The organism is Leifsonia sp. Y878 (genome assembly GCF_057669685.1).
Map to the genome: position 1 here is coordinate 228,941 of NZ_JBYHFS010000002.1, position 23,844 is coordinate 252,784.

Annotated in this window: 19 protein-coding genes; 12 read left to right on the plus strand and 7 right to left on the minus strand. The window is 64.4% G+C overall.

Going from position 1 to position 23,844, the window contains the following annotated elements; genetic code table 11:
• Positions 1-11 precede the first annotated feature (11 nt).
• Complete coding sequence (locus AC25Y4_RS07395) at positions 12-1,343, minus strand: GNAT family N-acetyltransferase (RefSeq protein ID WP_488119751.1); 1,332 nt, start codon at positions 1,341-1,343, stop codon at positions 12-14.
• Between the two features lie 133 nt (positions 1,344-1,476).
• Here AC25Y4_RS07395 and AC25Y4_RS07400 point away from each other — a divergent pair, with 133 nt between their 5' ends.
• Positions 1,477-2,172, plus strand: a complete 696-nt coding sequence (locus AC25Y4_RS07400; RefSeq protein WP_488119752.1) for a potassium channel family protein — start codon at positions 1,477-1,479, stop codon at positions 2,170-2,172.
• 6 nt (positions 2,173-2,178) lie between these two features.
• On the opposite strand, the gene AC25Y4_RS07405 is transcribed toward AC25Y4_RS07400, so the two are convergent.
• On the minus strand, positions 2,179-3,069 hold the full coding sequence (locus AC25Y4_RS07405) for a DsbA family protein (protein ID WP_488119753.1): 891 nt from the start codon (positions 3,067-3,069) through the stop codon (positions 2,179-2,181).
• 162 nt (positions 3,070-3,231) lie between these two features.
• Positions 3,232-4,146, minus strand: a complete 915-nt coding sequence (locus AC25Y4_RS07410; RefSeq protein ID WP_488119754.1) for a hypothetical protein — start codon at positions 4,144-4,146, stop codon at positions 3,232-3,234.
• 97 nt (positions 4,147-4,243) lie between these two features.
• Between AC25Y4_RS07410 and AC25Y4_RS07415 the strand changes: the two genes are divergently transcribed.
• From AC25Y4_RS07415 to AC25Y4_RS07435, 5 genes are all read left to right on the plus strand, one after another.
• A complete protein-coding gene (locus AC25Y4_RS07415; protein ID WP_488119755.1) occupies positions 4,244-5,335 on the plus strand; it encodes a glycerate kinase in 1,092 nt (363 codons plus the stop codon).
• Positions 5,336-5,682: 347 nt separating this feature from the next.
• On the plus strand, positions 5,683-6,813 hold the full coding sequence (chvE, locus tag AC25Y4_RS07420; protein ID WP_488119756.1) for a multiple monosaccharide ABC transporter substrate-binding protein: 1,131 nt from the start codon (positions 5,683-5,685) through the stop codon (positions 6,811-6,813).
• A gap of 119 nt (positions 6,814-6,932) precedes the next feature.
• Positions 6,933-8,465 (plus strand): multiple monosaccharide ABC transporter ATP-binding protein, encoded by a 1,533-nt coding sequence (mmsA, locus tag AC25Y4_RS07425; protein ID WP_488119757.1) that lies wholly within the window; start codon positions 6,933-6,935, stop codon positions 8,463-8,465.
• A gap of 6 nt (positions 8,466-8,471) precedes the next feature.
• Positions 8,472-9,692 carry a multiple monosaccharide ABC transporter permease gene (gene mmsB / locus AC25Y4_RS07430; RefSeq protein ID WP_488119758.1) on the plus strand — a complete coding sequence of 407 codons (1,221 nt, stop codon included), beginning with the start codon at positions 8,472-8,474 and terminating at the stop codon, positions 9,690-9,692.
• A gap of 57 nt (positions 9,693-9,749) precedes the next feature.
• Positions 9,750-10,961: an ROK family protein gene (locus AC25Y4_RS07435; protein ID WP_488119759.1), complete on the plus strand. Its 1,212-nt coding sequence runs from the start codon at positions 9,750-9,752 to the stop codon at positions 10,959-10,961.
• Positions 10,962-10,979: 18 nt separating this feature from the next.
• On the opposite strand, the gene AC25Y4_RS07440 is transcribed toward AC25Y4_RS07435, so the two are convergent.
• A complete protein-coding gene (locus AC25Y4_RS07440; protein WP_488119760.1) occupies positions 10,980-11,987 on the minus strand; it encodes a LacI family DNA-binding transcriptional regulator in 1,008 nt (335 codons plus the stop codon).
• Between the two features lie 150 nt (positions 11,988-12,137).
• On the opposite strand from AC25Y4_RS07440, the gene AC25Y4_RS07445 reads away from it, so the two are divergent.
• From AC25Y4_RS07445 to AC25Y4_RS07460, 4 genes are all read left to right on the plus strand, one after another.
• Positions 12,138-13,211 (plus strand): carbohydrate ABC transporter permease, encoded by a 1,074-nt coding sequence (locus tag AC25Y4_RS07445; protein ID WP_488119761.1) that lies wholly within the window; start codon positions 12,138-12,140, stop codon positions 13,209-13,211.
• Between the two features lie 6 nt (positions 13,212-13,217).
• Positions 13,218-14,129 (plus strand): carbohydrate ABC transporter permease, encoded by a 912-nt coding sequence (locus tag AC25Y4_RS07450; RefSeq protein ID WP_488119762.1) that lies wholly within the window; start codon positions 13,218-13,220, stop codon positions 14,127-14,129.
• A 61-nt stretch (positions 14,130-14,190) separates the two neighbouring features.
• Complete coding sequence (locus AC25Y4_RS07455; protein WP_488119763.1) at positions 14,191-15,561, plus strand: extracellular solute-binding protein; 1,371 nt, start codon at positions 14,191-14,193, stop codon at positions 15,559-15,561.
• Between the two features lie 69 nt (positions 15,562-15,630).
• Positions 15,631-18,303: a sugar-binding domain-containing protein gene (locus AC25Y4_RS07460; RefSeq protein ID WP_488119764.1), complete on the plus strand. Its 2,673-nt coding sequence runs from the start codon at positions 15,631-15,633 to the stop codon at positions 18,301-18,303.
• Positions 18,304-18,349: 46 nt separating this feature from the next.
• Here AC25Y4_RS07460 and xylB read toward each other — a convergent pair whose 3' ends face one another.
• Positions 18,350-19,765: a xylulokinase gene (gene xylB, locus AC25Y4_RS07465; protein WP_488119765.1), complete on the minus strand. Its 1,416-nt coding sequence runs from the start codon at positions 19,763-19,765 to the stop codon at positions 18,350-18,352.
• A 172-nt stretch (positions 19,766-19,937) separates the two neighbouring features.
• Positions 19,938-21,131, minus strand: coding sequence for a xylose isomerase (gene xylA, locus AC25Y4_RS07470; protein ID WP_488119766.1), 1,194 nt, complete (start codon positions 21,129-21,131; stop codon positions 19,938-19,940).
• A gap of 213 nt (positions 21,132-21,344) precedes the next feature.
• Here xylA and AC25Y4_RS07475 point away from each other — a divergent pair, with 213 nt between their 5' ends.
• Positions 21,345-22,355 carry a LacI family DNA-binding transcriptional regulator gene (locus AC25Y4_RS07475; RefSeq protein ID WP_488119767.1) on the plus strand — a complete coding sequence of 337 codons (1,011 nt, stop codon included), beginning with the start codon at positions 21,345-21,347 and terminating at the stop codon, positions 22,353-22,355.
• A gap of 28 nt (positions 22,356-22,383) precedes the next feature.
• On the opposite strand, the gene AC25Y4_RS07480 is transcribed toward AC25Y4_RS07475, so the two are convergent.
• Positions 22,384-22,506: a hypothetical protein gene (locus tag AC25Y4_RS07480; protein WP_488119768.1), complete on the minus strand. Its 123-nt coding sequence runs from the start codon at positions 22,504-22,506 to the stop codon at positions 22,384-22,386.
• Between AC25Y4_RS07480 and AC25Y4_RS07485 the strand changes: the two genes are divergently transcribed.
• A complete protein-coding gene (locus tag AC25Y4_RS07485) occupies positions 22,505-23,803 on the plus strand; it encodes an ABC transporter substrate-binding protein (protein WP_488119769.1) in 1,299 nt (432 codons plus the stop codon). The two genes, AC25Y4_RS07480 and AC25Y4_RS07485, sit on opposite strands and share 2 nt — an antisense overlap.
• Positions 23,804-23,844: the final 41 nt, after the last annotated feature.

The following is a 23,844-nucleotide window of genomic DNA, read 5'->3' on the forward strand; positions in this document are numbered from 1 at the left end:
GTGCAGTTCGGCTAGAACCAGGTGCTGAGATGCGGGCTGTCGGCAGAGGTGAACGAGCGATCCAGCGCTTCGGCCGCGTTCGAACTCAGGCCGTCGAGGCGGCCAGATCTGGCGAGGGCAACGGCGCTCGCGCCGCCAAGGTAGAGCGACGCCAGGTCGTTGACGGAGAGGGTGACAGTGGCGACATCCGCTTGCAGGTGCACGGTGGAGTGCTTGAGCAGGGTGACCGTGCCGTGGCCGGTCGGCGCGATCTCGAGCACGTACTCGCCATCGGCAAAGCCCAGCTCGTCGTGCACCGTGAGTACGAATATGCCCGGAGCGGAATAGGCGCGGGCGGCCAGTACCCGCGGCACGTCGAGGATGCGCAGCCAGAGCTGGTCGCGCTCGTCGGTCTTGCGAATGGCGCGAGGGTTATTGACCTGCCAGATGACGGGTTCCGCCACGTTGCGCCTGGGCGCCGAGATCTTCCGGATGAGGTCCATCTCAATCAGGTAGCGCCACAACGCCGAGTACGCATCGTCCGACTCTGCGATGAGGTCGATGAGCTCAAGGTGTGAATTCTCCTCGTGGCCCTCGAAACGGTACACGGCGAAGCCCTGAACGTCTGTGTCAGCGTTGCGGTAGATGACGGCCCTCAGGTCGCGCTTGTCATCGCTCGGTGACTGGTGGGCGATGCCCAGGATGCGCGTCCACGTATCGTTACGGCGATCGGCCTCGCCGGGAACGCGGACCCTGGCGCGCTCGTAGACGGCTGGGGCGATGCTGAGCAGGTCGTTTGGCGTGATGAATTCCACGCGTCCCTCTGGCACAGGGCCGATCCAGCGGAGGCCGCTGGTGTCGATCGTGTACGGGGCCTGCCAGGCAGCAGGGCCGAATCCGTAGCGGCCGTAGATTGTGGCTTCGGTGACGGTCAGCATGGCCATCGCGCTTCCCGCGGCCTGCGCCGTGCGGAGCTCGCTGGTGAGAAGTGCGCGGGCGATGCCCTTCCGGCGATGCGTGGGGGAGACCGTGACTGAGCTGATTGCCCAGGCGCTCAGGGTGTTGCCACCCGGCACGGTGAGTCCCATCTGCCATGACCAGACGGTGGCCACCGGAAGCGCACTCTCGGGCAGGGAGAGATCCCAGACCCCCGTGACCCTGTCATCACCCTCGCCGAGTTCCCTGGCCCTGCTGGCCAGATACTCCGTGCTCGGATCGGCGCCGTGGAAGCCGCGTGCATCGGCCAGGAGCCAGGCCGTGACGGCAGCGGAGTCTGCGGTGTCTACCAGCCGAAGGTCAAGTTCTTTGGCCGCGAGTGCCACGTGGGAGTGCTGGTCTATGGGGATGTGCGTTGCCTCGGTCACCTAGCCACCCTAGCCCTGCACGGGTGGAGTCGGCAGTGCCCGCCGTCATGCCGGCAGAGAACTGTGGCCACCCGTGGCCGCCCGGGAGTAGCCTGTGCGTCAGCGAGTGGGAGCAGGCCGGGGAGGCTGAAGCATGGCGGTTGATTCGACTCCAGATTCAACGCCGCAACCGCGCCACCTGTTCGGCCGGGATCGATTCTTTCACCCTGGGTACGGCACGGTTTTGCTCTTCATCGGGATCGCATACCTCTTGTGCGCGTGGCAGACGAGGCCGGAGCCAAGCCCGTTCGCGCTTCTCGTGCAGCTCGCCACCCTGTGGGCGATTTTCCACGCCACCGACTTGTCGCCGCGCGTCAGCCGGGTCGGCACGATTCTGGTGTTGGTGTGCGCCGGCGCGACTGTGGTGGCCTGGATCTTCGGGTTCGAAGGAACGCTCACCGAAACCGTCATGACCGCCGGCTCTCTGGTTCTTTATGGCCTGGCTCCGGCGGCCATCGTCCGTCATCAGTCGAAGCGCACAGCGGTCGACGCGCAGTCACTCCTCGCCATCATTTGCGCGTACGTGCTGATCGGCATGTTCTTCACCTTCGCGTACACGCTGATCGGCCTTTACAGCGACTTGCTCGGGGTGGGAACCCCCACCAGTCTCGCGACCGCGCTCTTCTTCTCGTTCACGTCAATGACCACGACCGGGTACGGGAACCTGGTGCCCGCAACTCAACTGGGTCAGACGCTGGCAATTGTTGAGGTGCTGACCGGGCAGCTCTTCATTGCCCTGGCGATAGCGCGGGTCGTGATGACACTGCCGCGGCGCACCCCGACCCCTTGAGTCCGGCTACTGCGTGCCCGTGCTCGCCGCGCTGGCCTGCTCGAGCACGAATTTCTGGAACGCCGTGGCATCGTCAAGTGCGCCGGTGTATGCCACACCGTTCACGATCACCGTCGGAGTCCCCGTGACCTGTGCGATGTCAGCGTTGGCGAGCGGACCGGCCAGCGCGCGATCGGTCGCAGTGCCGACCCAGTTGGAGTACGTCTGGTCGTTGATGCATGACGCGACGTCTTCATCCGTCACGCCTGCGCTCTTCACGAGCTCAACCAGTTCAACGTTGCTCAGCCCTGTCGTGCCTTCAGCCGGCTGCTGCTCGAAGAGGGCCTTGTGTACCGCGAGAACGTTGTCTGGGTCGTAGTTCGCGACGCACGCCACCACGTTTGCTGAGCGGGTCGAGTACTTACTGCCGGCGGAATTGGAATCGAGGATCGACAGCGGGTGGATTTCAAGCGTGGCCTGGCCAGACTCGACCCAGCTCTCAATCTGTCCCATATTCGCTTGCTCGAACTGTTCGCAATAGGGGCACAGGTAGTCGACGTACATGGTGATGTTGGCCGTGGCGTCGAGGGCGGTCTGGTCAGTGGGCGACGGCGTCGAGTCGATCGGCACTGCGGTGGTCTCCGTTGCGGTGATGGTGGTGCCGTCACCGGTCAGCAGGATTCCGTCGCTGGCCATATTGAGGGGCCCAGCGGATGCCGCGCGCGGCTGGTTCACGATGACAAGAGCGACGATCACGGCAACGGCAAGAACCCCGACACCAATGCCGCTGCGGATCAACAGCTTGTTGCGCTTCTGGCGCTTCTGCTGCTCTGCGCGCATCTGCCTGGCGGTGTCACGCGCCTCTTCTCGACGGTTTTTCTTCGAGGGCTGCGGTTTGCCAGGGGCGTTGGCGTTCATCGAAAGCACCACCGTTTCGTCAGGGTCAGGTCTGTGTTGACGCTAAAGAATACTGCTGTGTCACGCCTATGGGGATGCTGGGAGCCAGCTGTGCCGCGCTGCCCTGCTGTGGCGTTTCAGTGGCCTGCTGGCTGCTGGCTCTGCGCGCTGGCTGGCTGCTGGCTACGCGCTGGGCAACAGCGTGGGCGGCAGGCAGCGTCGGCCACCGACCAGGTTGAGGCACTCGTCGAAGATGTCGGGGAACGGCGCGCTCTCCGAGTCGCCGAACCACCGGTTGTACATCAGCCAGAAGTTGAGGTTTCCGTAGGCTGAGCACGCGTCGCCCGCGTCAATGTCGACCAGTGCAGCGGAGTTCGGCTGGTACGGCGTGTAGTTGTACAGGTTGGCCGTTGCCTGGTTCTGGATGTCAATTGTGGTTGCCCCGCAGGCGGCATCCGGATTGAAGCCGATGTCGACCGACCCGATTGCATAGGTGCGCTCCGGCTCCTGCGTGTACTGGCGGAACTGCCACGCAGCGTTATAAACCTGGTTGAAGAAGCCGAAGTATTCTGCGTCGCAGTCCGCCGTGTCAGGGCAGCCGTAGCCCGTCGCGCGCAGGTAGCCGGACTCACTCGGACGAGTGAGGAGCGACTGCTCTTTTTGCACGAGCACGAGCAGTACCTCAGGGCTGATCTGGCAGGCCTCAGCCACCTTCGCGATGATGCGGCTGGCGCGCTCGTGCGGTGCGCCGAGGTATGCGGTGCAGTGGCCGGCAGCTTCGGCCGGCTGGTCGCTCGTGTTCTCGCGATACTCCCACAGGCACGGCGATGCGTCTTTCGGGCGACAGTTCCGCTCGTCGAGGAAGGACTGGACCTCTGGCTCGCTCATGGCATCCGCATTGAAGAAGTTGTAGTCGCTGATGATGAAGCCGGGGTCGAACTCGTCGGTGTTTCGGTCGGCAGTACGGTCGGTGTCTCGACCGGAGCTGGGTGCGGCCAATGCCATGCCCCCCACTCCTGTGATGGCGAGTAGTGCTGCGAGCATGACGGCGAGGCCACCAATGAGCAGTCGGCGTGAGGCTGCGGCTAAAGAAGTCATCCGGGCGAGCCTACCGGCGCAGGCTGAAATATCTCGGGGACGTGACCGGCTCGGCGCTAGGGTCGAATCCAGCGAGGGCAGGGGGAACGCGGTGTCGATGAACGTCGTGATTGCGCCGGATTCATTCAAGGGATCGGCGAGTGCCGCGGACGCCGCCAGAGCGATTGCCGCCGGATGGTCATCGGTTCGACCGGGGGACAACCTGCAGCTGCTGCCTATGGCAGACGGCGGAGAAGGCACCCTCGACGCGTTCGAATGCGCAGTGCCTGGTGCGAAGCGGATGCCGGTTGTCGTGCAGGGTCCTGACAACAGGCCTGTCTCGGCGCACTGGTTACTGCTGCCGAACGGCACTGCCGTCGTTGAGCTCGCAAACACCAGCGGCATCACCCTGCTCGACGCGCCTGACCCGCTGAACGCGCACACCCTCGGCTTCGGCCAGGCCATCGCCGATGCCCTGGACCACGGTGTTGAGCGACTGCTCCTCGCCATCGGCGGCAGTTCATCGACGGATGCCGGAGCCGGCGCGCTCGCGGCCATCGGCGCATCGATGCTCGACACCGGCAACCGGCCGATTCGGCTGGGCAACCGGGGGCTCGGGAGCCTCGCGAAGGTGCGGCTGGAATCGCTGCGTGCCCTGCCGCCTGGCGGGGCCATAATCCTCAGCGATGTCACCAATCCGCTGCTCGGCGAATTCGGTGCAGCGGCAGTCTTCGGTCCGCAGAAGGGTGCGAATCCCGCCCAGGTCGCCGGCCTCGAATCGAATCTGCGGCGGCTTGTGCGGTTGATCAGGGTAGACCCGAACACGCCGGGCAGCGGTGCGGCTGGCGGCACCGGCTTCGGACTGCTGGCCTGGGGCGCACGGATCGCGCCGGGTTCAGCGGCCGTCGGGGAGGCGCTCGGTGTGCCGGATGCGGTGGCGGCGGCATCCGTTGTGATCACGGGGGAGGGCCGGTTCGATGCCCAGTCGGTCTCTGGAAAGGTGCCAGGCTACGTGGCGGGATTGGCTCGCGAGCACGGTGTCTCCACGCTGCTCGTCGCGGGATCGATCGCCCCTGACGTCGACCCTGCAACGGTGGGCTTCGCGGCGGCTGAGTCCCTCACGGTGCGTGCGGGGAGCGCGGCTGCGGCGATGAATGATCCGCTCACCTACCTGCGCGAAGCCGGTGCGGCCCTGGCCAGAACGAGATAGTGCGCGGCCCGAACTTATCGGGGCTGCACGAGGCCAGTGGCAGCGAAAGCTGAGCAACCCTTGGCTTTTGGCAACGGTTCGGCCACAAAAATAGCAATCTTCAAGAAAACAATGGACGCGGATCACGATTGTTGGATAAGTTCTCTCCGTCAACAAAAGGTCGCGATTGCGACCGGGATCATCACAGCGATGTCCCGTTACAAGGAGGTAACACCATGACAATTTGTGCGTACGCCTGTGCAGAACAGGTCGATCACCGTTATGGACAGCCCTCCGTTCAGCAGGCCGCCGGTTTCAACTCCGGCCGCTGACGTGACTGGCAGCTCTCAGAGAGGAAAGCAACCACAATGTCCATGACCAAAAAACTCCTTGCCGTTGCGGCGACCGGAGCCGTTCTCCTGTCGCTCGCGGCATGCGCATCAGGCGACTCAGGCTCAGGCGCTGGGGCAGAATCCACCGACGCCATCGCGGGTGACTGCAACGTCGGCATCTCCATGCCGACCCGCAGCCTTGAGCGCTGGATCAACGACGGCGAGCAGCTGCAGAAGCAGCTTGAGGGTGCCGGCTGCACCGTTGACCTGCAGTACGCAGACAACAAGACCGACCAGCAGATCAGCCAGATCCAGAACCAGGTCGCCGGCGGCGCCAAGATCCTCGTGGTCGCAGCCATCGACGGCGAGGTGCTCGCACCGGTGCTCGCAGAGGCCAAGAAGCAGGATGCCACCGTCATCGCGTACGACCGCCTGATCAAGGGCACCGAAGACGTCGACTACTACGCGACGTTCGACAACTACAAGGTCGGCCAGCTGCAGGGGCAGTTCATCGAAGAGCAGCTCGGCCTGGCTGATGGCAAGGGCCCGTTCAACCTGGAGCCGTTCGCCGGCAGCCCGGACGACAACAACGCCAAGTTCTTCTTCTCCGGCGCCTGGGATGTTCTGCTTCCCTACGTCGAGAGCGGCCAGCTGGTCGTCCCGAGCGGCAAGGCACCGGCATCCGACGATGACTGGGCCTCCATCGGCATCCAGGGCTGGGCGTCAGACAAGGCCCAGGCCGAGATGGACAACCGCCTGTCGTCGTTCTACACCGGCGACCAGAAGGTCAACGTTGTGCTCTCCCCGAACGACAGCCTGGCCATCGGCATCATCGCCTCGCTGAAGTCGGCCGGCTACACGCCGGGCGCTGACTACCCGCTCATCACCGGGCAGGACGCCGACAAGGCCAACGTCAAGGCGATCCTCGACGGCGAGCAGGCGATGACCGTGTGGAAGGACACCCGCACCCTCGGTGAGCGCGTCTTCACCATGATCCAGGAAATCAACGCCGGCGAAGAGGTCGAGGTCAACGACACCAAGACGTACGACAACGGCAAGAAGGTCGTTCCGTCGTACCTGCTCGACCCAGAGGTCGTTGTGAAGGATGACGTGCAGACCAAGCTCGTCGACTCCGGCTTCGTCAAGGCATCAGACGTCGGACTGTAAGTCGCTCAACGCGACACCAGTACGACCGATGTGAACCGGCCGGTCCCGCCATCTGGCGGGGCCGGCCTCCCGGAGTCTGTGGGTTGTGCATCCACAGCGAGCAAGAACAGGAGGCGGCCATGGAACACTCGACCATCCTCAGGATGAACAACATCGAAAAGGACTTCAGTGGCGTCAAGGCACTCGACGGAGTGTCTATCGAAGTGAAGCGCGGCGAGGTCCACGCGATCTGCGGCGAGAACGGCGCGGGGAAATCGACGCTGATGAAGGTGCTGAGCGGCGTGTATCCTGTCGGCAGCTTCGACGGCACCATCGAGTTCGAAGGCAAGCAGGTTGCCTATCGCAGCATCAACGACAGCGAGCATGACGGCATCGTCATCATCCACCAGGAGCTCGCGCTCAGCCCGTATCTCTCGATCGCAGAGAACATTTTCCTCGGCAACGAGAACGCCCGCCGCGGTGTCATTGACTGGAACAAGACCAACCGTGAAGCCGCACTCCTGCTGGCCAGAGTCGGCCTGGACGAGAACCCGGCCACCAAGATCCTCGAGCTCGGCGTCGGCAAGCAGCAACTGGTCGAAATCGCCAAGGCGCTCTCCAAGCAGGTCAAGCTCCTCATCCTCGACGAGCCGACAGCGGCGCTCAACGATGAGGACTCTGCCCACCTGCTCGGCCTGATCGACCACCTGCGCAGCCAGGGCATCACCTGCATCATCATCTCCCACAAGCTCAAAGAGATTAAGCGGATCGCAGACACCGTCACGGTGATCCGCGACGGCACGAGCATCGAGACGATCGCGATGGACGGACCGGATGCCACGGAGGCACGGATTATCCGCGCCATGGTTGGTCGTGACCTCAACAACCTGTTCCCGCCGCGCGATCCGAACATCGGTGACGAAGTGCTCCGGGTTGAGGACTGGACCGTCTATCACCCGGTCGACACCACCCGGAAGGTCGTCGACGGGGCGTCCTTCACCGTGCGTGCGGGCGAGATCGTCGGCTTCGCCGGACTCATGGGTGCCGGCCGCACCGAACTGGCGATGAGCCTGTTCGGCCGTTCATACGGCACCAATATCTCAGGCTCCGTGTACAAGAACGGTGAAGAGATCCAGATGCGCACCGTGGATGAAGCCATCAAGCACGGCTTCGCCTATGCCACGGAGGACCGTAAGCGATACGGCCTCAATCTGATCGGTGACATCACCGTGAACGTATCGGCCGCGGCGCTCGGCAAGCTCGCCAAATACGGCGTGATCGACCGCAACCGCGAATACAAGGTCGCAGAGTCGTACCTCCAGAAGATGAACATCAAGGCGCCATCCGTTTCAGCCGTCACCGGCAAGCTGTCAGGCGGAAACCAGCAGAAGGTCGTGCTTTCAAAGTGGATCTTCTCCGGCCCAGACATCCTGATCCTCGATGAGCCGACGCGCGGCATCGATGTCGGTGCGAAGTACGAGATCTACGGCATCATCAACGAACTCGCCGCACAGGGCAAGGCAGTCGTCGTGATCTCCTCCGAGCTGCCCGAACTCCTCGGCCTGGCGGATCGCATCTACGCGATCTCTGAAGGAAAGCTCACCGGCGAGGTGGCCAGGGCCGACGCGTCGCAAGAAACTCTTATGCACTACATGACCGCGGGAAAGGACTGAGCCCCGATGAGTACCACCAGCACCCCCACCACTACGCCCACTCCCACTCCGCCTCCCGCCTCTGTGCGGAAGCCGCGACTCTCGATCAATTTCAGGCAGTACGGCATCCTCGCCGCTCTCGCCATCATCGTCGTGCTCTTCCAGGTGCTCACCAACGGGCGGCTGCTGCTGCCGGGGAACGTCAACAACCTGATCCAGCAGAACGCCTACGTGCTGATCCTCGCCATCGGCATGGTCATCGTGATCATCGCCGGGCACATTGACCTCTCCGTCGGATCGGTCGTCGCGCTGGTCGGCGCGGTTGCGGCGATCAGCATGAATTCGTGGGACCTGCCATGGTGGGCCGCAGTGCTCATCTCCCTGCTGGTCGGCGCCGTCATCGGGGCGTGGCAGGGATTCTGGGTCGCCTTCGTGGGGATACCGGCGTTCATCGTCACGCTGGCCGGCATGCTCATCTTCCGCGGGCTCACCCTGGTGCTGCTCACCGGCGGAACGATCAGCGGCCTCCCGGCCGAATTCACCGCGATCGGTGCCGGCTGGATCCCTGGCTTCCTCGGCGAAATCGGTGGCCGCGACGTGCTCACCCTCGCCCTTGGTGTACTGACGGCGCTGGCGCTCATCGTGCAGCAGCTGCGCAACAGGGCCACGCTGCGCAAGCTTGACCTGCCGCGCGAGCCGATCACCTCGATGTGGGTGAAGAGCGGCATCGCAGCACTCGCCATCATCTGGTTCGCCTGGCTGCTCTCCGGCTACAGCGGAACACCGATCATCCTCATCATCCTGGCCGTGCTGATCCTGCTCTACACGTTCGTGCTCAACCAAACAGTGTTCGGCCGTCACGTGTACGCGATGGGTGGCAACATGTTCGCCGCCATAATGAGCGGCGTGAAGACGAAGTGGGTCAACTTCTTCATCTTCGTCAACATGGGTGTGCTGGCCGCGCTCGCTGGTGTCGTGTCGACGTCCCGTGCGGGTGGCGCCGTGGCAGCCGCCGGTGGAAACTACGAACTCGATGCCATTGCGGCGGTCTTTATTGGTGGTGCGGCCGTGCAGGGCGGTGTCGGAACCGTGGTCGGAGCTGTGATCGGTGGCCTGGTCATGGGCGTGCTCAACATGGGGCTCTCGATTCTCTCCGTCGACTCGGCCTGGCAGATGGCGATCAAGGGTCTGGTGCTGCTGCTGGCCGTTGCGTTCGACATCTTCAACAAGCGTCGGGGCGGGCGCTAACCGCTGGCTCGACTCAGGCTCGTCTCAGGCTCGTTACAGTGAAGGGTGAAGAGTCGGATGAATAGCGCCCCGCCGACTCTCGGCATTCGCGGCGGGACCAGCAACGACCAGTTGCGTCGGTACAACCTGTCGATGGCGTTGACGATGCTGCATCATGCAAGCGGATGCTCGCGCGCCGACCTCACGAAGCGCACCGGCCTCAATCGCTCGACTATCTCCGCGCTTGTTTCGGAACTGGTCGACCTCGGCATGGCATATGAGGGCGAGCCGGAGAGTGTCGTCGGCCGGGTCGGACGTCCCAGCCCGCAGGTGTACCCGAACCCCGGGCTGGCCGCGATTGCGGTCAACCCCGACGTTGATGCCATCACCGTCGGACTGGTTGGCCTGGGGGGTGAGGTGATCAGGCGCATCCGTTTCGACACTGCGGGGGTGCCGAGCATCGGCGAAACCATCAACGTGGTAAAGGCCATCGTCGACGGCATGCGTGGCGAGATCGAGCGGACGTATCGCATCGCCGGTGTTGGCGTGGCCGTGCCTGCCCTGGTGAATTCGTCGGACGGACGGATTCTCGTCGCGCCGCACCTTGGCTGGCGCGACGCTGCCCTCGCTGCGCCGTTGTCGAAAGCTCTCGGCTATCCGGTTTTCGCCGGCAACGACGCCAGCCTCGGCGCGATCGCGGAGAGCCTGTTCGGCATCGCGCAGCACTGCGATGACGTCGTGTACCTCAACGGCAGCGCGAGCGGTATCGGCGGTGGCCTCATCATCAGCGGGACACCGCTCCGCGGCACGCGCGGTTATGCGGGAGAGCTCGGCCACACCCTCGTGAACAGCACGGGGGTGCGCTGCCATTGCGGGCGTATCGGGTGCCTGGAGACCGAGGTGAGCCTGGCCAGGCTGCTGGCTGTGCTTGGCGTGACCCGTGCAGACCAGGATGACCTCGACATTGCGCTCGCGGTGTCGCGGGACCCCGCTGTGTTGCGTGAAGTGCGCCGCCAGATCGACTGCCTGTCGGAGGCCATCTCCAATTTCGTGAACATGTTCGACCCAGAGATGGTCGTGCTCGGCGGGTTTCTCGGCTCGCTGCTCTCGGTTGGTCGAGAGCGTCTGGCCGAAGCCGTGCGGGTGCGCTCAATGAGCAGCAGGGGTCACGCCGTGACCATCGAGCGGGCCAGTCTCCGCTCGCGGCTCATGATGGTCGGGGCCGCTGAGCTGCCGTTCGCCGCGCTGCTCGATGACCCGGCCGGGTTCGTGCGCGGACGCCAGCTGTAACAGTGCGCCTCCGCGCGCTCAGGCCGGAGCTGAACTCTCCCGCACCACGAGTCGGTGTGCCGGCATGATGTCGCTGGCAGCGGCCTCTGGGTCGTCGATCAGCTCAAGAAGGCGGGTAACCGCGTTGGTCGCGATGGCTTCCTTGTCGGGGGAGATCGTCGTCAGCGACGGGACGCAGAACGCGGAGTCTTCGATGTCGTCCATGCCCGTCACCGCGACGCGGCCGGGGACAGAGATGCCCAGGTCGGCCAGCGCGCGCAGTGCGCCGAGGGCGAGCACGTCGTTGAAGCAGACGATGGCGTCGAATTCGAGACCGGCCTCGGCTGCGGCGAGCACGGCAGCGCGTCCGGCGCTGCGGCTGTACTGGTCGGTATAGAGCACGAGTTCGGGGTGGAAGGGGAGCCCGGCCTGCTCGAGTGCAGTGCGGTATCCCTCCAGGCGCAGATCGGCGCTGCGGTACCCGGGTTCTGAGTATGCGCCAAGGGCGGCGATCCGCATGCGGCCGGTGGAAATGAGGTGGGTGGTGACATCCTGAACGGCTCGCACGTTGTCGATCGCGATGTCGACGAACGCCTCGCTGAAGATCTGCTCCCCGATCAGCACCATGGGAACGCTCGGCTTGTTCTCCCGCAGATCGGTGGCCTGCATGCTCATGGGGCTCAGGATCAGACCGTCGACGACGTGCGAACCGAACTCGCGCAGGATACCGATCTCCCGGTCACGCGCGCCACCGGTCTGGGCGGCCATCACCGTGTATCCCTGGGACTGCGCTGCCCGCTCGATGAGCTCGCTGAGCTCTGAGAAGTAGGGCTGGGAGAGCTCTGGAACGGCCAGCGCGAGAATCCGGGTTTTGCCCTGTCTCAAGCGGCGCGCGCTGATGTTCGGCCGATAGCCGAGCTGTTCAATTGCCGCCTGAACGCGCGTGCGAGTGCCCGGGCGTACGTGCACGAAATTGTTCACGACATTCGACACCGTGCGCGGCGAGACGCCGGCGAGCTGGGCGACGTCGTGGATGTTGGCGGCCATGGCTCCATCGTTGCGCACTTTTGGAATCGCGGTCGCCAGCACGCGCAGAACGACACGGCCAGGATGTGCGGAGATTTGACACGGGTCTGATTGCTATGGCTAAATCAGTCATTCACACAATTTGCAACGTGGCAATTCGGAGGACTCACGATGGCTCGCAGTGTTCGTCAGGCCCGCACAGGGCTGAAACACGGGCTGATGTTCACGGCCCCCTTCCTGATCATCTATCTCGCATTCATCGGCTACCCCCTCGTGCAGGCCGTGGTCATGAGCCTGCACGACTGGGATCTGCTGGGGTACACCCGCAACTGGATCGGCCTCGACAACTACGTGCGCATGTTCTGGGGCACCGAGATGACCTGGACCGCTGCGCACCTCTTCGTGCCTCGCCTGCTCATCGTCGCTGCGGCCATCGCCCTGGCCATCCGTCCCATTCAGCGCCGCTCGATCTCGTGGGGCATGGGCATCGGTGTCGGCGGGCTGCTGCTGCTCGCCATCGTGCTTGGTTTCCACCCCGGCGATGGTGGCATGTGGAACGACCCGAACTTCTGGGTGTCCTTCAAGAACACGCTGGTCTTCACCGTGGTGTCTGTGCCGATCATCGCCGGCCTCGGCTTGCTGATGGCACTCGCCCTGCAGGGAAAGCGCCGCGGGCGTGGCCTCTACCAAATGGCATTCTTCCTGCCGTACGTGCTCCCGGTGTCGGTGGTCACGCTGGTCTGGAGCTACTTCCTGTCGCCTGACCGCGGCCTCCTCGCGCCATTCCTCGCGAACTTCGGGATCGGCCCGATCGCCTGGCTGTCAGACCCCAGCTTCGCCATGGCTGGGATCATCATCACCACCGTCTGGTGGACCGTCGGATTCAACCTCGTGCTGTTTGCGGCCGGCCTGCAGGACATCGACGAATCGCTCTACGAAGCTGCGGCGCTCGACGGAGCCGGACCGCTCACCAAGTTCTGGAACATCACGATTCCGGGCCTGAAGCATGTGCTCGTCCTCGTCATCATCACCCAGATCATCTCGTCGTTCCAGGTGTTCGGCCAGGTGAACATCATGACCGGCGGTGGGCCAGGCGGCGCGACCCGCGTGCTCATCCAGCACATCTACGAAGCCGGCTTCCGCGACCTCGAGCTGGGATACGCCTCTGCTGTCTCGCTCTTCCTCTTCGCGGTGATGCTCGTCGTCTCAATCGTGCAACTCAAGGTCTTCGGCCGGGAAAGGTAACCGCACATGGCACTCCTCACTTCATCGGCCCCGAACACCACTCGCGCCATGGCGCGGACCTCAACGTCGAAGCGGCCCAAGCGTCCGAGCTCGCGCCGGATGTCGGCATCCGCTGTCTATCACGTGCTCATGATCGTGGCGAGCATCGTCTGGCTGATACCCGCGCTGTGGATGGTGTCGCTCGCGTTGACGCCGAACAGCATGCTGGCCGCTGAGACGACCGGCCTGATCCCACCCGCGGTCACCTTCGACAATTTCATCGGTGTCATGCAGGTTGGGCTGACGCCGCGCTGGTTCCTGAACAGCTTCATCGTGTCTGTGATCACCACGGTGGTCACCGTCATCCTGTGCGCGATGGCCGGCTACGCGTTCGCCAAGATCGACTTTCCAGGCAAGGTCTTCATCTACGCCAGCGTGCTGGCCGGGCTGATGATCCCGAAAGAGGCGATGTTCATCCCTCTCTTCACCATGTTCGCCGACCTCGACCTGCACAACAGCTACGAGGCGCTGATCCTGCCGAGACTCGCTGCCCCGCTTGGCGTGTTCCTCATGACGCAGTTCTTCTCGAAGGTTCCAGACGAGGTGGAAGAGGCGGCGCGCATCGACGGTGCAGGGCCGTGGCGCACGTTCATCTCGATCATGCTGCCGCTGGCCAGGCCATCGATGGTCGCGCTCGGAATCTTCACCTTCGTGCAGACCTGGAACGACTACCTCTGGCCGCTCGTCTCGGCGACCCAGCGTGAGATGTTCACCATCACCACCGGGTTGGCCTCGCTGCAGGGCAACTTCGCGCAGGCCACCGAACTCGGGTCGCTCATGGCCCGCGGCGTCATGGGCAGCCTGCCACTACTCATCATCTTCGTGCTGTTCCAACGGCACCTCATCCGAGGCATTGCCTTGACCAGTGGCGATAAATAGCCACTCCACCGCTGTACTACCGGCCACCCGGCCACCTTTCCACACAAGAGGAGATACACACATGCGCACCAAGAGGATCGCAATGACGACGTCGTCGTTTGCGGTGGCGTCACTATTGCTCGCGGGTTGTTCCACCGGAGCGAGTTCCGCCAGTTCGGAAGACCTGACCGCCGACATCAAAGCCGTTACAGCAGAGCAGCTCGACGGCACGACGATTCAGATGGCCAGGATGTTCGGCGACTGCGAGGAGACGACCACGGGCGTCACCGACACGAGCAAGGCAGCAAACGAGTGTGAGGCCATCCAGATCCTCACCAACAAGTTCAACGCTGAGAACGAGTTCGGCATCACCGTCGAGCGCCTGGGTGGCAGCGAATGGGCGTCGTACTATGACGCGCTCAACGCCAGCCTGGCCGGCGGAGCGCCCGCCGACATCGCCAACCTGCACGCTCACGCGCTGCCGGACTACGCAGCACGCAACAGCATCATCGCCTTCGACGCTGAAGAGCTCGGTATCGAGCTTGCTGATGCCAGCGACTCAGCACGGAGCGGTGTCGAGTGGGAAGGCGAGACCTACGCGGTCCCGTTCGACCTGCACGCCATCCTCGCTCACGTGAATGTCGACCTGTTCACGCAGGCCGGACTCATCAACGCCGACGGCACGCCTCAGCTCCCCACGAGCACCGACGAGTTCCTCGCCGCGGCCAAGACCGTCAAGGAGAAGACCGGAAAGTACTTCATCTCGATCGCCCTCGCGAACGACCCGATGGGCTTCCGCCTGTTCTCCAGCCTGGTCAACCAGCAGGGCGGCGCGCTGATCTCTGAAGACGGCAAGACGGTGAGCATCGACACCCCTGAGGCGAAGGACGCCCTCGAGTTCATCAACACTCTCGTTGACGAGGGATACGCAGATGCGACAGTCGACTACGCAGGGTCGAACGCCCAGTTCCTCGCCGGTGACGCGGCCATGATGATGAACGGAACCTGGGTCGTCAACGAATACGCGACAACGGCACCGTTCACCTACCAGGTCGCTGACTTCCCCACCCTGTACGAAGAGCCCGCAACGTGGGCTGCCTCGCACACCTGGGCCATTCCGCGCCAGAAGGATGGCGATGTTGTGCAGTACCGCGCGGCCATTGAGTTCGCGAAGTACCTCTACAACAACACCGACACCTGGGCGATCGCCACTGGTCACATGTCGCCGCGCGTTTCGGTGCTGGAGTCAGAGGCATACACGGATGCCGTGCAGCGCGAGAACTACGTGGAGACGGCCCTGCACAACGCCAAGCTCGTGCCGCACATCGAGAACTGGCAGAGCGCCGAAGACGCGATCCTTGAGCAGATCGAGTCGACATGGCTGAACGACAAGGACATCAGCGCAGCCCTGACAGAGGCGCAGTCGCGCGTCGAACAGGCATTGGCGAAGTAGTCCACACCCCGCATTAGACCAGGGGCCCGCGGCACGCCGTCGCGGGCCCCTCTCAAGGAGCACAGGCACATGATCGAATCCAGTCGTCCACACCTTGACCTGAACGGTGAATGGGCACTGTCGCTCGGCAGCGGACAGGCCGACGTTTCCGTCGTCGTTCCTGGGCCATGGACCACACAGGTTCAGGGGCATGGCATGTCGCACCAGACGGTTCGCTACCACCGGAGCTTCGATGTGCCTGAGGGGTGGGCTCGCGACAGAAGCGCGCACCTGCACTTCGGGGGAGTCAACTATGCGGCATCCGTCACACTGAACGGCCAGCCGATCGGCGAGCACGTCGGTGGATGGACGCCGTTCGAGTTCGACCTGGGCGATGCCCTGACGGTGGGCACCAACCACATTGAGGTCGCTGTGTCCTACCCGCCGAGGATGCGGGCGGGCGACGAGGCCAGTTTCACCGAGGTTCCCCACGGCAAGCAGAGCTGGTACGGCACGAGCGCCGGTATCTGGCAGTCGGTGCGGATCGAATCACGAACACCCCAGCACCTGAACGATGTGTTCGTTCGGGCCGATGCCACGACCGGTGTGATCACGGCGACAGCGAGCCTGGCTGTCGCGGCAACTGCCGGTGACACGGCGAGCATCGTCGTCACCCGCGTCGGCAACGACGCCGACACCTACTCCTCTCTTATAGAGCTGCACGATGGCGCTGAACGGATGTCGCTCGATGTGCGCATTCCGGCGCCGCAGTCCTGGACGACCACCGACCCGCAGCTGTACACGGTGGCGGTGAGCGTGAACACAGCGAGCGGTGTCGACACGCAACAGCGCACGACCGGATTCCGCACGATCTCGACTCGCAACGGTGAGGTGCTGCTGAACGGTGAGCCGCTGGAGATTCGTGCGGTGCTCGACCAGGACTACCACCTGGGCAGCTCCACGATTCCCGAATCCGATGAGGCGCTCGAAGCGCTCTTCACCGAGACGAAGCGCCTTGGCTTCAATATGCTGCGCTGCCACATCAAGCGTCCAGACGAGCGCTACTACGACCTGGCCGACCGGATGGGCCTGCTGGTGTGGGCCGAACTGCCGAGCTGGCTCACCATGACGAGCCGCGGGGCTGCAGAGGGCGCGCAGTTGCTGGCCGATCTCATCCAGCTGGACGGCCATCATCCGTCGATTGTGATCTGGACCGTCATGAACGAGTCATGGGGCATCGACCTGCGGGATGCCGGGCAGCGTGCCTGGCTGCAGGAGACGTTCGACAGGGTCAAGGCGTTGGCGCCAGACGCGCTCGTCGTCGACAACTCGGCGTGCGAGCCCAACTTCCACATCAAGAGCGACCTCGATGATTTTCACGTCTATCGGGGAATCCCGGAGAGCCGGGTGCCGTGGGACGAGAAGATCGCCGATTTCGCGAGCAGGCCAGCCTGGACATACAGCCCCTATGGCGACGCCGTCCGGAGTGGTGATGAGCCGCTCATCCTCTCCGAATACGGAAACTGGGCCCTGCCCACCGCGTTCGACCAGTTCGAGGATGACGGGTCTGAGCCATGGTGGTTCGCGAACGGCGCCCATTGGGCATACGGCGCCGCCGAAGGCACCGGGCTCGCAGCGCGATTCGCTGACCTCGGGTTGACGGACGTCTTCGGATCGTGGGACGCCCTCGTCACTGCGCTGCACCACTCGCAGATGGTGGCCAATCGCTACCAGACCGGGTCGATCCGCAGCCATGGCTCCATCTCTGGATATGTTTTGACGCAGTTGAGCGATGTGCAGTGGGAGGCCAACGGCCTCTTCGACATGATGCGCAACCCCAAGCAGTTCAACGAAGACTTCCGGTTGATCAACGGTGACATCGCCGTTGTACTTCGCCCGGAATCGTACTCCGACCGCGTGGGCGGGACCATCGCGGTGTCGACCGCTGTCGTGCCGCCGAGGCCACTGGGCTCTCGCGCTGGTGCGATCGGTGAACTGCGGTGGAGCGTCGACGGCACGACTGTCGAGTCTCGATCGGTTCGGATCGACGAGCGTGCGACGGTGACTACCGAGCTCACCATGCCGAACTACCCTGGCGAGCTGGAGATCGCGACAGAACTCTGGGTCGACGGCATCCTGCAGGCTCGCGACGCCGCGATCATCGCCGTGGTCATGGACGAGGTGCCGGCGCTCGACCGATCCGTGTGCTCGACCGACCCGGCGGTGCGTGCCTGGCTCGCGGGTCTCGGCTTCGCCGCAGCGGATGACGCAGTTGCGCCTGATGCGACCGACCTGCTCGTCGTCCGCAGCTTCGATGCCGCGGCGCAGGAGCATGCCCGTCGCGGGGGCAGGGTACTGGTGCTCGTTGAAGAAGCGGATGCCTTCTGCGACGCGTTCGACTACCTGCCGATCGCCAAGCTGGGGCCGCGAGACGGCGACGGCGACTGGGTTCCGCGCCAGGAATGGTTGCGGCGAGACGGCGCGTTCGCAACGCTTCCCGGTGGACCGCTCCTCGGCATCGCCTACGAGGATCTTCTCGGTGAGTTGGTCATCAACGGAATCCCGGCGGCCATGCGCCCCGCACAGGTGCACTCAGCGCTCTTCTCCGGATGGCTGCGGCACGCGGCAACGACCACGGCAACCATCGCGTGGAGCGATGGCGAAGTCACGCTCACCACGTTCCGCGTCCGTGCACAAGCGGATGCGTCCCCCCTGGCCAGAGCGCTCGGTCGGGCACTCGTGGCGCACGCAGCGCGAGCGTAGTTCTATTCGGGCAGCACCCCGGTTCAGGGGTGCTGCCCTGGTGCCGCTACTGCACGCGGTGCGCGGCGTACTGCTCGCGGATCACCGGGCGGAAGTCGGGTGCGGGCTCTGCTGTCGTCGACAGTGTCCAGGTCGGACGGGTTCCCGTCAGTGCCCAGGCGGCCTGGGCTGCCGCGCCGTTGGCGACGTATTCGCCGGGCGTCGGCACCTGCACCGGCACGGCGAAGACCTGCGCGGCGATGGCCTGCACGGCCGGGTTCTGCGCCGCGCCGCCGATCAGCAGGATGCGGTCGGCCTGCACACCGAGCCCGAGCACGGCGTCGAGGCCGTCGGCCAAGCCACAGAGCAATCCTTCGATCGCGGCACGCGCCAGATTGGGCCTGGACGTCGAAGCCAGGGTCATCCCGAAGAGGGAGGCCGAGGCATCCGGCAGGTTGGGCGTGCGCTCGCCCTCGAAGTACGGCTGCAGCACGAGTCCGGCCGCGCCGGGCTCCGCCTCAAGCGCGAGGCGCCCGAGCTCATCGAAGTCGACGGCGAGGAGGCCCGAGATGGCATCGAGCACGCGCGCGGCATTCAGGGTGGCGACGAGGGGAAGCGAGCGCCCCGTCGCGTCGGCGAACCCGGCGACGGTGCCCGTGACATCCGCTATGGGTGCGTCGGTGACGGCGAACACGGTGCCGCTCGTGCCGATGGACACCACGACATCGCCCGCGCCTGCCCCCAGACCGAGGGCCGCTCCGGCGTTGTCGCCTGCGCCGACGCCGATGACGAGAGCGGATGCCGCCACGTCAGGCCCCGTCGTGCCGGCGGATTCGCCTGGGCTGAGTACGCGCGGCAAGATCGCGTCGTGGCCGAGGGCCAGCGCGAGGAGTTCGCGGTCGTATTCGCCGGTGAGTGGTGACCAGTATCCGGTGCCACTCGCGTCGGAGCGGTCGGTCGTCAGCTCGGTGAGGACCGGTCCAAGGCTGCTCTCGTCGACAGGGCCGAAGCCGCGAAGGCGCCAGGTGAGCCAGTCGTGGGGGAGGGCGACGGCGGCGACGCTGGCGGCGTTCTCCGGCTCAGCGCCCTGCAGCCAGCGCAGTTTCGTGATGGTGAATGATGCAACGGGAACGACCCCGGTGCGGCGCGCGAGCTCCGCGGCCCCGACCTCTGCGATGAGGTCTGCGGCGGCGGGCGCGCTGCGGGTGTCGTTCCAGAGCAGGGCGGGGCGGATGACGCGGCCATCGGCATCCAGTACGACCATGCCGTGTTGCTGGGCGGCGATCGAGATCGCTGAGACGTCGTCGAGTCCGCCGGCATCGCTGATGGCGAGTTGCAGGGCGTCCCACCAGGCGGCGGGATCAACCTCTGTGCCGACGGGGTGCGTGGCCCTGCCGCTGCGGACGAGGGCGCCGGTGTCGGCATCCGTGATGACGATCTTGCAGCTCTGGGTGGATGAATCGACTCCGGCGACCAGGGTCATGCGGTGCTCCTCAGCGAGTGGTGGTGCGGGTGGTGTGTGGGCGATACGTGAAGGGGGTGACGACGGATGAGTCGCCCACTTCTGCTAGTTCAGAGTGCTCGTGCACTAGCAAAAATGGGCGACTCATGGACCCTGCTGCGCCGCGTGGTCGGCTGGCGCGGACGGGAGCGTGCTAGTTGCGCGCGCCCATCAGGTGCTCGAGCGCCAGCTGCTGCAGGTGCACGAAGCCGAAGCCCTTGCCACCGAAGTATGCCTTGGCGTCGAAGTCCTCGTACGAGGCGCGGTCGGCGAGGAAGTCGTCGTAGCTTTCGCCCTCGCTCAGCGTGGTGACGGACAGCTCAGGCACGCGTGACGCGGCCAGTGCTTCCTGCACCTCAGGGTCGGCGCGGAATGCCGCGGCGCGCTCCTTGAGCAGCAGGTAGGTGCGCATGTTGGCCGCAGCCGACGTCCAGACGCCGGTGATGTCCTCGGTGCGCGACGGCTTGTAATCGAAGTGACGCGGGCCGTCGTACGCCTGGCCACCGTTCGGGCCACCGTTTTCGAGCAGGTCGACGAGCGAGAACGCATTCTGCAGGTCGCCGTGACCGAACACGAGGTCCTGGTCGTACTTGATGCCACGCTGGCCATTGAGGTCGATGTGGTACAGCTTGCCGGCGTCAAGCGCCTGCGCGATGCCGGCGGTGAAGTTCAGTCCGGCCATCTGCTCGTGGCCGACCTCAGGGTTCACACCGACGAGCTCAGGGCGCTCCAGCGTATTGATGAACGCGATGGCGTGGCCGAGCGTCGGCAGCAGGATGTCGCCACGGGGCTCGTTCGGCTTCGGCTCAATGGCGAAGCGGATGTCGTAACCCTTGTCGGTCACATAGTCACCCAGCAGGTTCACGGCTTCGCGGTAGCGGTCGAGTGCAGCGCGGATGTCCTTGGCGGAGTCATACTCTGCGCCCTCGCGGCCGCCCCACATGACGAACGTCTTGGCACCGAGCTCTGCGGCAAGGTCGAGGTTGCGCATCACCTTGCGGAGCGCGAAGCGGCGAACGGCGCGGTCGTTCGACGTGAAGCCGCCGTCCTTGAAGACCGGTGCGCTGAACAGGTTGGTGGTCACCATCGGAATGATGAGGCCGGTGTCGGCGAGTGCCTGCTTGAGGCGGTCGATCTGGTTCTGGCGCGCGGCATCCGTTGAGCCGAAGGCGAAGAGGTCGTCGTCGTGGAAGGTGAGACCGTATGCGCCCAGTTCGTGCAGGCGGGTGACAGCTTCGACAACGTCGAGGTCGGGGCGGGTGGGGCCGCCGAAGGGGTCGGCTCCGTTGTAGCCGACGGTCCACAGACCGAAGGAGAACTTATCGGCCGGGGTGGGGGTGAGTGACATTGTCGAGCTCCGATTCAGCATCAATGATGATTTGTTGGACTTCAAAACATATTAGAGCACGAGCGATGCGTCTGCGCTACCTCTCAGCAAAGAATGCCGCTCATCGGGCTAAAAGACATTTGTAGTGAATTACCACAAATGTCTTGCGCTCTGACTTCTGGCTGGCTTAGGCTCTGGACACCGCATTCGAAACGTTTAAACAATGGAGTTCAGATGGCCAACATTCACGACGTCGCTCGCGTCGCTGGTGTGTCCATCTCCACCGTTTCCTACGCGCTGAGCGGGAAGCGATCCATTGCGGAATCCACCCGCAGACGAGTCGAAGCTGCCGTCCTGCAGCTGGACTACCGACCGAACGCCGGCGCGCAAATGCTCAAGGGCAGCCGCACCAACATCTTCGCGCTGAGCGCGCCGCTGCACTCCGGCACCTACGCCCCCGCCCACATGACGTTCGTGCTCTCGATCGTCAAGGCCGCGCGCGAATTCAACTACGACGTGCTGCTTCTCACCCAGGATGAGGCGACGAGCGGCCTGCGCCGCGTGGCGCGCTCGTCGCTCGTTGACGGGATCCTGTTGCTCGACGTCTCCACCGAAGACGTGCGCACCGACCTCATTCGTGAACTCGGCCTGCCGGCGACGGTTGTCGGCATCCCCAGCGACACGACGGGGCTCACCTGCGTCGACCTCGACTTTGAACGCGCAGCCGAAATGAGCCTGGAGCGACTGACCGCCCTCGGCCACACCCGGATCGGGCTGCTCGGCCAGGCGCCGATCGTTTACGAGCGTGGATCGAACTTCCCGCCGCGGTTCAGGGACTCGTTTCTGGCCGACGCCAAACGTCGGGGGATCGAGGCGGCGTTCACGCCGTCTGCTGAGGACTCTGCCGGGGTGCGGGCATCCGTCGACGCCCTCATGGACGCGCTGCCGGGAATGACGGCCCTCGTGCTGAACAGCAACGAGCCAGTGCAGTCGATGGTGCTCGAACTGCTGAGCCAGCGCGGCATCCGCGTGCCGCAGGACTTGTCGATCGTCTCCGCGTGCTCGAGCTTTGAGACCGACCACCTGGATCCGCCGCTCGACGTCATTCCCCTTCCGTCGGATGCGTCGTGCAGCAGGGCGATCCAGCTCATCATGGCGCAGCTGCACGGCGACACCGTCCCGCACGTTGAACTGATCGAGCCGACGTATGTCGCGCTCGGTTCAACGGCCCACTACCGTCCCTGACCTTCCCCGCACATCGAAAGGATTCTTTTCACCGCAAGTATCGAAACGTTTCGAAAGCCAGCACCACCAGCACCACCAGCACCACCAGCACCACAGCAACACAGCAGCATCCGCTCGCCCCTGCACCACCTACGAGGAAGTAGTTACTCATGAAAAGCAGAAAAATTCTGGCCGGCATCGCGCTCCTGGGAGCCAGTGCCCTGGTTCTCTCTGGTTGCTCAGCAACGTCAGGCGACTCGGCCGAAGACGGCAAGACCCTGAAGCTCTGGCACTTCGAGAGCGCAGACAGCGCGATGGGCATCGCCTGGAACGAGGCAATCAAGGTCTTCGAAGAAGAGACCGGCGCCACCGTCGAATTCGAAGAGAAGAGCTTCGAGCAGATCCGCTCCACCGCAAGCCAGGTGTTGAACTCGAACGAGGCGCCTGACGTGCTCGAGTACAACAAGGGCAACGCCACAGCCGGCCTGCTGGCCAGCCAGGGCCTGCTCTCCAACCTCGATGACGCGGTCGACGAGTTCGGCTGGGCAGACAAGCTCGCCCCGTCGCTGCAGACCACCGCCAAGTACGACGAGAACGGCGTCATGGGCAATGGCTCCTGGTACGGCGTCCCGAACTACGGCGAGTACGTCGAGGTGTACTACAACAAGGACATGTTCGCCGCGAACGGCCTCGAGGTGCCGACCACGCTTGCCGAATTCGAAAGCGTGCTCGCCGCATTCGAGGCGAAGGGAATCACCCCGCTCGCGCAGGCCGCAACCGAGTACCCCCTCGGTCAGCTCTGGTACCAGCTGGCACTGACGAAGGCCGACCGCGACTGGGTGAACGACTACCAGCTGTACTCCAACCCCGTCGACTGGCAGGGCCCGGAGATCAGCTACGCCACCCAGACCATCAAGGACTGGACGGATGCCGGCTACATCAGCACCGACGCCACCGGGCTGAAGGCTGAGGATGCCGGAACCAGCTTCATCAGCGGCCAGTACCCGATCTTCTTCTCCGGCAGCTGGTGGTACAACCGCTTCACGACTGAGGCGACCGGCTTCGACTGGGGCACCTTCCTCTTCCCAGAGACCGAGTTGTCCCCAGGCTCCGCCGGCAACATGTGGGCCGTGCCGGAGAACGCCTCGAACAAGGAACTCGCGTACCAGTTCATCGACATCACCATGCGCCCGGAGATCCAGGCGCTCATCGGTAACAACGGTGGAATCCCTGTCGCGGCGGACACTGCTGACATCACCGACCCGAAGAGCCAGGAGCTCATCGCGAACTTCAACGCGCTGACCGAGAAGGATGGCATCGCCTTCTACCCCGACTGGCCCACCGCAACGTTCTACGACGAGCTGAACGCCGGCCTGCAGGAACTGTTGAACGGCACCAAGTCGGTCAAGGACGTCCAGAAGCAGCTTGGTGAGCAGTACCAGTCGGGCGTCGACGACATCGTCGGCTAACGTCTCGCGACATTCGCTCCACTCGCACAAATTCGCATCAC